8 protein-coding genes are annotated in these 7668 nt (G+C 58.4%); 7 read left to right on the forward strand and 1 reads right to left on the reverse strand.

What is annotated here, in order from left to right; all coding sequences use genetic code 11:
• Positions 1-48 precede the first annotated feature (48 nt).
• From ABR989_RS09010 to ABR989_RS09040, 7 genes are all read left to right on the forward strand, one after another.
• A complete protein-coding gene (locus tag ABR989_RS09010; protein ID WP_428127706.1) occupies positions 49-1278 on the forward strand; it encodes a Kelch repeat-containing protein in 1230 nt (409 codons plus the stop codon).
• Positions 1279-1575: 297 nt separating this feature from the next.
• Positions 1576-2940 carry a glutamate--cysteine ligase gene (locus tag ABR989_RS09015; protein ID WP_428127708.1) on the forward strand — a complete coding sequence of 455 codons (1365 nt, stop codon included), beginning with the start codon at positions 1576-1578 and terminating at the stop codon, positions 2938-2940.
• Positions 2941-3897, forward strand: coding sequence for a type II secretion system protein GspC (gene gspC / locus ABR989_RS09020; RefSeq protein WP_428127710.1), 957 nt, complete (start codon positions 2941-2943; stop codon positions 3895-3897).
• A gap of 3 nt (positions 3898-3900) precedes the next feature.
• Positions 3901-4965 carry a GNAT family N-acetyltransferase gene (locus ABR989_RS09025; RefSeq protein ID WP_428127712.1) on the forward strand — a complete coding sequence of 355 codons (1065 nt, stop codon included), beginning with the start codon at positions 3901-3903 and terminating at the stop codon, positions 4963-4965.
• Between the two features lie 81 nt (positions 4966-5046).
• Positions 5047-5484: an IS1595 family transposase gene (locus ABR989_RS09030; protein ID WP_428127714.1), complete on the forward strand. Its 438-nt coding sequence runs from the start codon at positions 5047-5049 to the stop codon at positions 5482-5484.
• A gap of 198 nt (positions 5485-5682) precedes the next feature.
• Positions 5683-5937 (forward strand): hypothetical protein, encoded by a 255-nt coding sequence (locus tag ABR989_RS09035; protein ID WP_428127716.1) that lies wholly within the window; start codon positions 5683-5685, stop codon positions 5935-5937.
• Positions 5938-5940: 3 nt separating this feature from the next.
• Entirely contained in the window at positions 5941-6645 is a 705-nt protein-coding gene (locus ABR989_RS09040; RefSeq protein ID WP_428127717.1) for a DUF29 domain-containing protein, read from the forward strand.
• Positions 6646-6685: 40 nt separating this feature from the next.
• Here ABR989_RS09040 and ABR989_RS09045 read toward each other — a convergent pair whose 3' ends face one another.
• Positions 6686-7492: a hypothetical protein gene (locus tag ABR989_RS09045; protein WP_428127719.1), complete on the reverse strand. Its 807-nt coding sequence runs from the start codon at positions 7490-7492 to the stop codon at positions 6686-6688.
• Between the last annotated feature and the right edge of the window lie 176 nt (positions 7493-7668).

Below are 7668 nucleotides of genomic sequence, written 5' to 3' on the forward strand. Positions count from 1 at the left end.
CACGCGCGCCATCGTCGCCGAATCGCGCCGATTTTCGGAGCATAGGCATTGCCGTCGATAGTTAAACGTATCCGTGTTCAGTTGATGCTCGCACTGAAGAACCGGGCGACTGCCGCGTTCGTCGCCGTCGCGGTGCTTGCGCTGGCAGCCAGTCGCGCGAATGGAGGTAGCAGCGCAAGCTCCAGTGAGCCGTCGGTCCTCTTCGCGGGCGGAATCACCAAGTATAGCACTCTGGCCAGTGCCGAGCTGTTCGAGCCGAATCACGGTCGGTCGGGTTCGTTCGTTGCCACCGGACGAATGAAAACGGCAAGGGTGGATCATACAGCCACTCGTCTGAATAGCGGACAGGTACTCATCGCCGGTGGGGCCAGTAAGATGTTTCCTGCTGGCACAATTTTCAGGAGTGCCGAACTATATAATCCGTCAAAAGGGCGGTTTTCCGACACCGGCGGAATGCTTGCGGCCCGCACCGGGCACACTGCAACGCTTCTCGCCGACGGCAGGGTCCTGATTGCCGGAGGCAGCGATGGCACGACATCGTTGTCCAGCGCTGAACTGTACGATCCAGCCAGCGCAAAGTTCAGCGCGACGGGGGCAATGACCATACCCCGGCAGGAATGCACTGCCACGCTCCTCGCAAATGGCGAGGTTCTGATCGCTGGCGGGATCACGGTGGAGTCAGATGGCAACGACAATGTGCAAGATACAGCGGAGATCTATGATCTCTCTGCAGGCTCGTTCAGCTCGACCGGTACTATGACATCGGCCCGAACCGGTCCTACGGCGACCCTGCTTCCCGACGGTCAAGTGCTGATCACTGGCGGCATCGACAACGACGACACGGTCCTCGACACCGCTGAACTATACGATCCGGCGACTGGCCTGTTCAGCCAAGCCGGTCAGATGACCACATCGCGTTACGGGCACCTCGCCGCGGCGCTTGGCGATGGAGACGTGCTGGTGGCGGGCGGGATCGACAATGCAGGCGACAGCCTCGCGAGCGCTGAAGTCTTTGTTGCCAAGAGTGGGAGCTTCGTTGCGATCGCGCCGATGTCCCGCGATCGCTTTTTGGTTGGCGCGACCGTCCTCTCCAGTAGCGAGATTCTAATCGCCGGCGGTTATACACAGTGCCCTTCGTCCCAGATTTCCTTCTGCGCCAGACCCGTAAAGTCCGCGCTGATTTTCGATCACCAGAGCAATGTGTTCCGATCGATAAAGTCGATGAGGTCGCCGCGCGGCTCATTCGCCTCGGCAACGCTCTCCGGTGGCGCACACTAGAATCCAACCGGTAGTGCGGCACTCCCGCCGACAGAACGGCTACGACGCCCTCCTCCGCCTTCTCCCGCGCTATCGTCGCCGAATCGCCGCCGCCATCCCGCCACGCAGAGGATTCCGCATCCTCTGCGGTGCCGAAAGCCCCCGAAATTACGCCCTGATCTTTAAGTCCGTGCCTGCCCCTCTGCCCGAGATCGGAGACGCCCACTGCCCGCTTTGTGCTTGCCTCCCATGTTTGCTGACGCCATTATACGCGCTTGGCGTAGCCTCTTTTCAGGGAGTCGCGATTGGATTTGGCTCATGAGTGAGTTGCTCGAAAAAAAAGAGGACCTGATCCGCTACTTCCAGCAAGGCGGCAAGCCGCGCGAACGATGGCGGATCGGCACCGAGTACGAAAAAGTCGCCGTCCGCACCGCCGACTGCACCGCCATACCCTACTCCGGTCCCGGCGGCGTCGAAGACTTGCTGCAACGGATGGCGACCAAGTACGGCTTCGAGCCTGAAGACGAGCACGGCCGCATCATCGCGCTCAAGGGTGAACGCGCGGCGATCACACTGGAGCCGGGCGGTCAGATCGAGTTGTCCGGCGAGCAGTGCGACACCATCCACTGCGCCTATGCTGAGTTTGCGCTCCACGTGCGACAAATGATCGATATAACCAGCCGGATCGGCGCGACGGTGCTTGGACTGGGGATGCAGCCCTTGAGCCGCATCGACCAGATCGAACTGCTGCCGAAGGTCCGCTACCGCATCATGTACCCGTACATGGCGCGGATGGGCACGCTCGGCCAGCGCATGATGAAGCAGACTGCGGGCGTGCAGGCCAACCTGGACTATAGCGACGAGGCCGACGCGATTCGCAAGCTGCGCGTCAGCATGGGTATCGTGCCGCTCCTCTACGCGATCTTCGCCAACTCGCCGCTGAGCGACGGCGGCCTCAACGGCTATCACAGCTTCCGCGGACACATCTGGACCGACACCGACAACCAACGCAGCGGGGTTCCGGAGTTCGTGTTTCGCCCCGATTGTTCGTTCGAGGATTACGCCGACTACGCGCTCGACGTGCCGATGTACTTCCTGATTCGCGATCATGAGTACATCGATCTCACCCGGCCGCCGGGCCTCACCTTCCGCCAATATCTCGCGCGCGGATACGGCCGCGAGCGCGCCACCGTTGACGACTGGACCAATCATCTGACCACGATTTTTACCGAGGTCCGCCTCAAGCAATACGTCGAGGTGCGCACCGCCGACAGCCAGCCGCCGCAATTCATGCTCGCGTTGCCCGCACTGCTCAAGGGCACGCTTTACAACGACGATTGCATCGAGGCGGCGTGGGACCTGGTCAAGGGATGGAGCTATCGCGAGCGGCTCGAAATCGCCGACGCCGCCCATAAAAACGGACTCGACGCGCGGGTCGGACGAATCAAGCTGCAGGCGCTCGGCTACGAGCTGATGCAGATCGCGGCCAAGGGACTCGAGCGCCAGCGGGCATTGAACAAAAGCGGCCAGGATGAGAGCATCTACCTGTTGCGCCTGATGGACTTGGTCCGCGGCGGTCACAGCCAGGCCAGCTTTGTGATCAGCCGCTGGAAGGGTGAATGGAACTACGACGTTGGCCGTCTAGTCAAAGGATGCGCTTACGAGGCTGAATCGATCCTGTAAATGGAAATCAGGTTCACACAACTCCACGTCACGATTCTGAACTTCGTCCTGGTCGGAGTACTGGCGATCGTTTCGGCCATGTGCGTGCGGGACATCATCGCGCGCACCGTTTCAAATGCACCCGTAGCTCGGGCCGCGCCGCCGACCGCGCCGCAGGCCGCATTCGGCCTGCGCACGCGCGCCTACTACGACGCAATCGTCAAGCGCGACATCTTCAACCAGGTCCCGCAGGAAAGCGCACCCGCGCCGGTGGTGGAAGAGGATCTGCACCTGAAGCTGATCGGCACTTCGCTGCAGAGCAAATCGAAACCGTACGCGATCATCGAGGATCAAAACAACACCGAATCGCTCTACCAGTTGGGAGAAGACATCCCGGATGCGGGGAAGCTCGTAGGCGTCGAAACCAACCGTGCCATCATCGACCGCGACGGTCATCGCGTCGCCATCGAGATTCCGGTCTCGGACATTCCCGAAGCGCCGGCTTCCGCTTTGACCGGCGCGGCCAAGGCGCCCCGGCTCAGAGGCCTTCCCGCCGGCATGCGGCGCAGAATGCGCGGGGTTGGTCGTCCTGCGGCCGGTGATGACAACGGCGACAGCAACGTCAGCAACAGCAAACTCGAGCTCAAGAAAGTCGGCCCCGGAAAATTCGAGGTCAGCCGCGCCGAAGTTGCGCAGACGATGGAAAATCCTGCCCAGTTCTTCTCGCAGATGCGCGCGTTGCCCCATTTCGTCAACGGCAAGACCGACGGCTTCTCGATCTCCCAGGTCGCGCCGGGCTCCGTCTTCGACCAACTCGGCCTGCACGACGGCGACTTGGTGACCTCGATCGACGGAAAGCCCGTCACCAATCCAATGCAGGCGTTGGGCCTGATGCAAGCGATGAAAACCCAGCCGGCGCTCGATCTCACAATTAATCGCGGCGGAGCGCCAACCTCGGTCCATCTCGACCTCCGCTAAGCGATGGAAGTCCGATCCGCGCACCACGGCGAGCGTGACCAGGTGCTCGACCTGCTCGCGGGATGGCACAACGACCGCGAATTTTTCGCCCGCTACAACCATAACGATTCGAGGTTTCGCGATGCGTTGTGCCTGGTGGCGTGCGACCGCGGCCAACTGGTTTCCACCGTCCAGATTTTCAATCGCGCCATAAACCTCAACGGGCAATCGGTTCCGATGGGCGGCATCGGCTCCGTCTTCACGCTCGAAGAGTACAGGCACAAGCGCGTCGCCTCGGCGCTGATGCGCCTGGCGGTCGATACCATGGTGCGCGAGGGCTTCGAAGTATCCCTGCTGTTCGCGGATCGGCTCACCTTCTACAACCAATTCGGATGGCGGGAGATCGAGCGCAAGCTCAGCATCCTGGCGGGCGCCCCTTCACTGAACGCGCCCAATCGTTTCGTCATCGACAGTTTCGAGATTGCGCGCGACCTTGCCGAAGTTGCCGCGATTCATCGCGGCTACAGCGGCCGATTCAATGTCACCGCGGTCCGCGACGACGCCGCATGGCGCGCGAATCTCAAATTCGCCGGCAATCAGCCGCGCTATCCCGGCGAGGGCTCCGAGGAGTATTTCGTGGTGTGTCGCGACGGCGGACCAGTCGCGGCGTATGCGCGAGTGACGCTCCTTTACGGCCTCTCGATGGTGATGGAGTTCGGATACGCTGCCGACGCGGTTGACGCGATGCTCGCGACGTTCAAGTGCCTCGGTGAGGAGGCGGCCGGCGTGCCGGTCACCAGCGCGCGCACCGGCGATCATCGGCGCGCCGCCCTGCTCCACAGCGCTTCCACGTCCGCCGCGCCGTCGCCTCTCGTTACGCATACGGCGCACGATCCCGCACTCGAAAAAGCACTTGACGGCGCGGGATGCCCCGTCGTGCATCACACCGACAATTTCTACATGTGGCGGGTTCTTGCGCCTGACAAACTCGCGCGCCGGTTCGCGATGGCTTCGGAGGCCGCGTCAGCGCGCGCGTTCGATATCTTCGCCGATTCGCGATCTTTGTACTGGACCGCCGACCGCTTCTGACCAAAAGATCATCCCCCGGCTCATCGGCGCCCGCCGCATCTTTTCGCGACTACGCGATGGCTGGGGTGACCCCTGCACCCAATGTTCAGGCCGCCCGGAGTTGGCGGGCCAGGAACCGCTGGCAAGATTGCGGTAATCGGCGCAATCGCCCGCAAGGGTATGGTGATCGCGAAAGTGATCGAGAATACCGACACCGCGACTCTCGACGGTTTTGTGCATTCCGCAGTCGGCCCAAATGTCAGTCTGGTCGCGACTGATGAGCATTCAGGATACCGCTTGCTTGGCCGCGATCTGCCGCATAGCGTCGTGCGCCACAGCGCGGGACAGTACGTAGTCGGCGCGGTTCACACTCAAACCATTGAGGGTTTCTGGTCGCTGCTCAAGCGCGGAATCATGGGCAGTTACCACAAAATCAGCAAAGATTATCTGCCGCTGTACGTGAACGAATTTTCGTGGCGTTACAACAATCGGGCAAATCCGAACGCATTTGCCGAATTGATTACGACGTGCAGCAACTAGCCGTCCAGACCTCGAAGCGCTAAAGTATCGGGGTGGCTACGCGAAAGGGCGCGGGCGGCACGGCCCGCACAAAGAAGTACGTTCCAAGCGCAAAACAGCGCGCCGAAGACGAGCGCATAAAAGAAAAACTTGAGCATTTGTCGGATTCCGATTTGAGGGAATTCGACAAGCTGTTGGAGAAAGCGATTAAATCTTCAAATGGCTGAAACCAAAAAATATAACGTCGGGGGTTTTTCTCTAGACGTTGTCGAAGTGAAGATCGTCAATAAGGACGAACACTTTAATGAGTATGAACTCGAAGACGGTAGTGTGATTCGGGTCAGCAGTCCGGTGGCGGTAGTTTATAGAGTGGACGCCCAAAAAGACGCTGAAGGGAACCCAGGATATTTCGTAAAAAATGGAACTTCCCTAGTCGTGGTCAATGGTCCGAAGAATCTACAAAAGAAGTTTTAACTGATGGCCGCCGCGCCACAAATAATAAGACAAGTTCAAGAGGAACTTGACGAAGAGCGGGCAAAGTCGCTTGAACCTCTTGCACAGTGGGCAATCCGAATATATCCGCCATCTGCCTTTGTGCATCGCGATCTCAAGGCTACAAATACGCTCGTGCCGTGGTCGTCGTTGCCGTCGTATACGCTTGTCCCCTTGACAAAAGATGCAGCGTTCTATCCTCTTGCGCTTATGGAAACGACTCGCCTTGAGGATGATTTCCACGGGTGGCTTGTTGATCAGGCCAAGGTGCTCCATGCTCACCGAAGCGATCTTTTAGATTGGAATGCACTAGCCGAGGAACTTGAATCCATGGCAGCGGGGGAAAGACGCGAGATGCGCAAGCAGCTTAAGAGACTGCTCGCTCACTTGCTCAAAATGAAGTCCCAACCAGACGAAGTTAAGCGACATCACAGCTGGCGCACTTCGATCAGGGATGCCAGAGAGCAAATACAAGATTTGCTCATGGAGTCGCCCGGTCTATTTCAAGGCAAACGCGATGAGTTCTTAGCGACAACCTTTGAACGCGCTCGCATTAAGGCTAGCGACGAAACTCATTTGCCACTCAAAGATTTCCCAAAAGACTGTCCTTGGTCTTTTGAAGAAATAATTTCAGACGATTTCGGGCTCGAACCAGAAGCGCGGCCCGCACCAGATTCTTCAAGCAATTAGCGCGGACGGTCGCTTTGGCCTGCGAGGGTGCGGCCCGCGTTTATCTGCCGATAGGCCGCTCTTTCATGCGCTGAGCGAGCAATTCCATAAACTGGCGTGTGCGGGTCAGCGCGTTCAATGCTTCGGGTGCATTGTACGGGCCGCGAGCATGCGAGACTTCCTTTCGCCAAATTTCGTTCAGATAGTTGGCGTGGCTGGATGCGTCCGCATAGAATTTAGTCTCTTCCGCCTTCCGATTATTTCTCCCCGGCGACTGTTGAAGCGCATTCAGTTTGCCGCGCAGAGCGTTTAAGATTGCTCCCCATTCCGCGTATTCGAGAGGATACTTCTGTTTGCCGATTTGCCGCAGACCTAGTCTCCACGCCAAGGCGCGCAAGCCGTGTTCGGCAATCCGCATAGAATGAAAAACAGCGGCAGTATTGCAGTCGAGTGCGTAACATTCGGTCGCTGCTTGAATATCAGTCTGCGCTCTTGAAAACTTTTCGAGTACCAGTCGCCAATCTATTGGTATCTTTTCGATTAGCTTTGCTTTGTCTAGAGGAATGAACGCGAATTGTCTTCGATGTAACTGACCCTCAATTGTTTCGCACAAGACTCGCAATTGAACGCTAAGAGTTTCATATTTGGCGGTCTTAGGCCAAAGGTCCAGATGAATTTCAATTCGTTCAATCGCTGCATCAAGCTCAAGCGCTTCGCAACACACTCGCAGGTCTGCGGCCATTTCCCTAAGATTTGAGAGTGAAGATTCCGGAACAGGTCCGACTTTCTTCGAGCCATCGATAACGGCCCAAAGCTGCTGGAACATCAGCACTCCGTTGAGGAGTCGCGCCACGGGGAATTTCAGCATTTCATCTAATCGATGGAAGCGCTCAGCAGAGGGCCAATGTGATTCAATTTGTTCCCCGTCAGCACAAGTTGGACAGTTTGCAGCGATTGAGGAAGAGAGGGTTTTTGGCTCATCTTAACCCCAAAAGGAGCGGAGATGAGATCGAAAGCAGATACGCATTCGGAGGAAGCGGAAAA

Source organism: Binatus soli (SeqCode) (assembly GCF_050015535.1).
Lineage (GTDB): Bacteria > Desulfobacterota > Binatia > Binatales > Binataceae > Binatus > Binatus soli.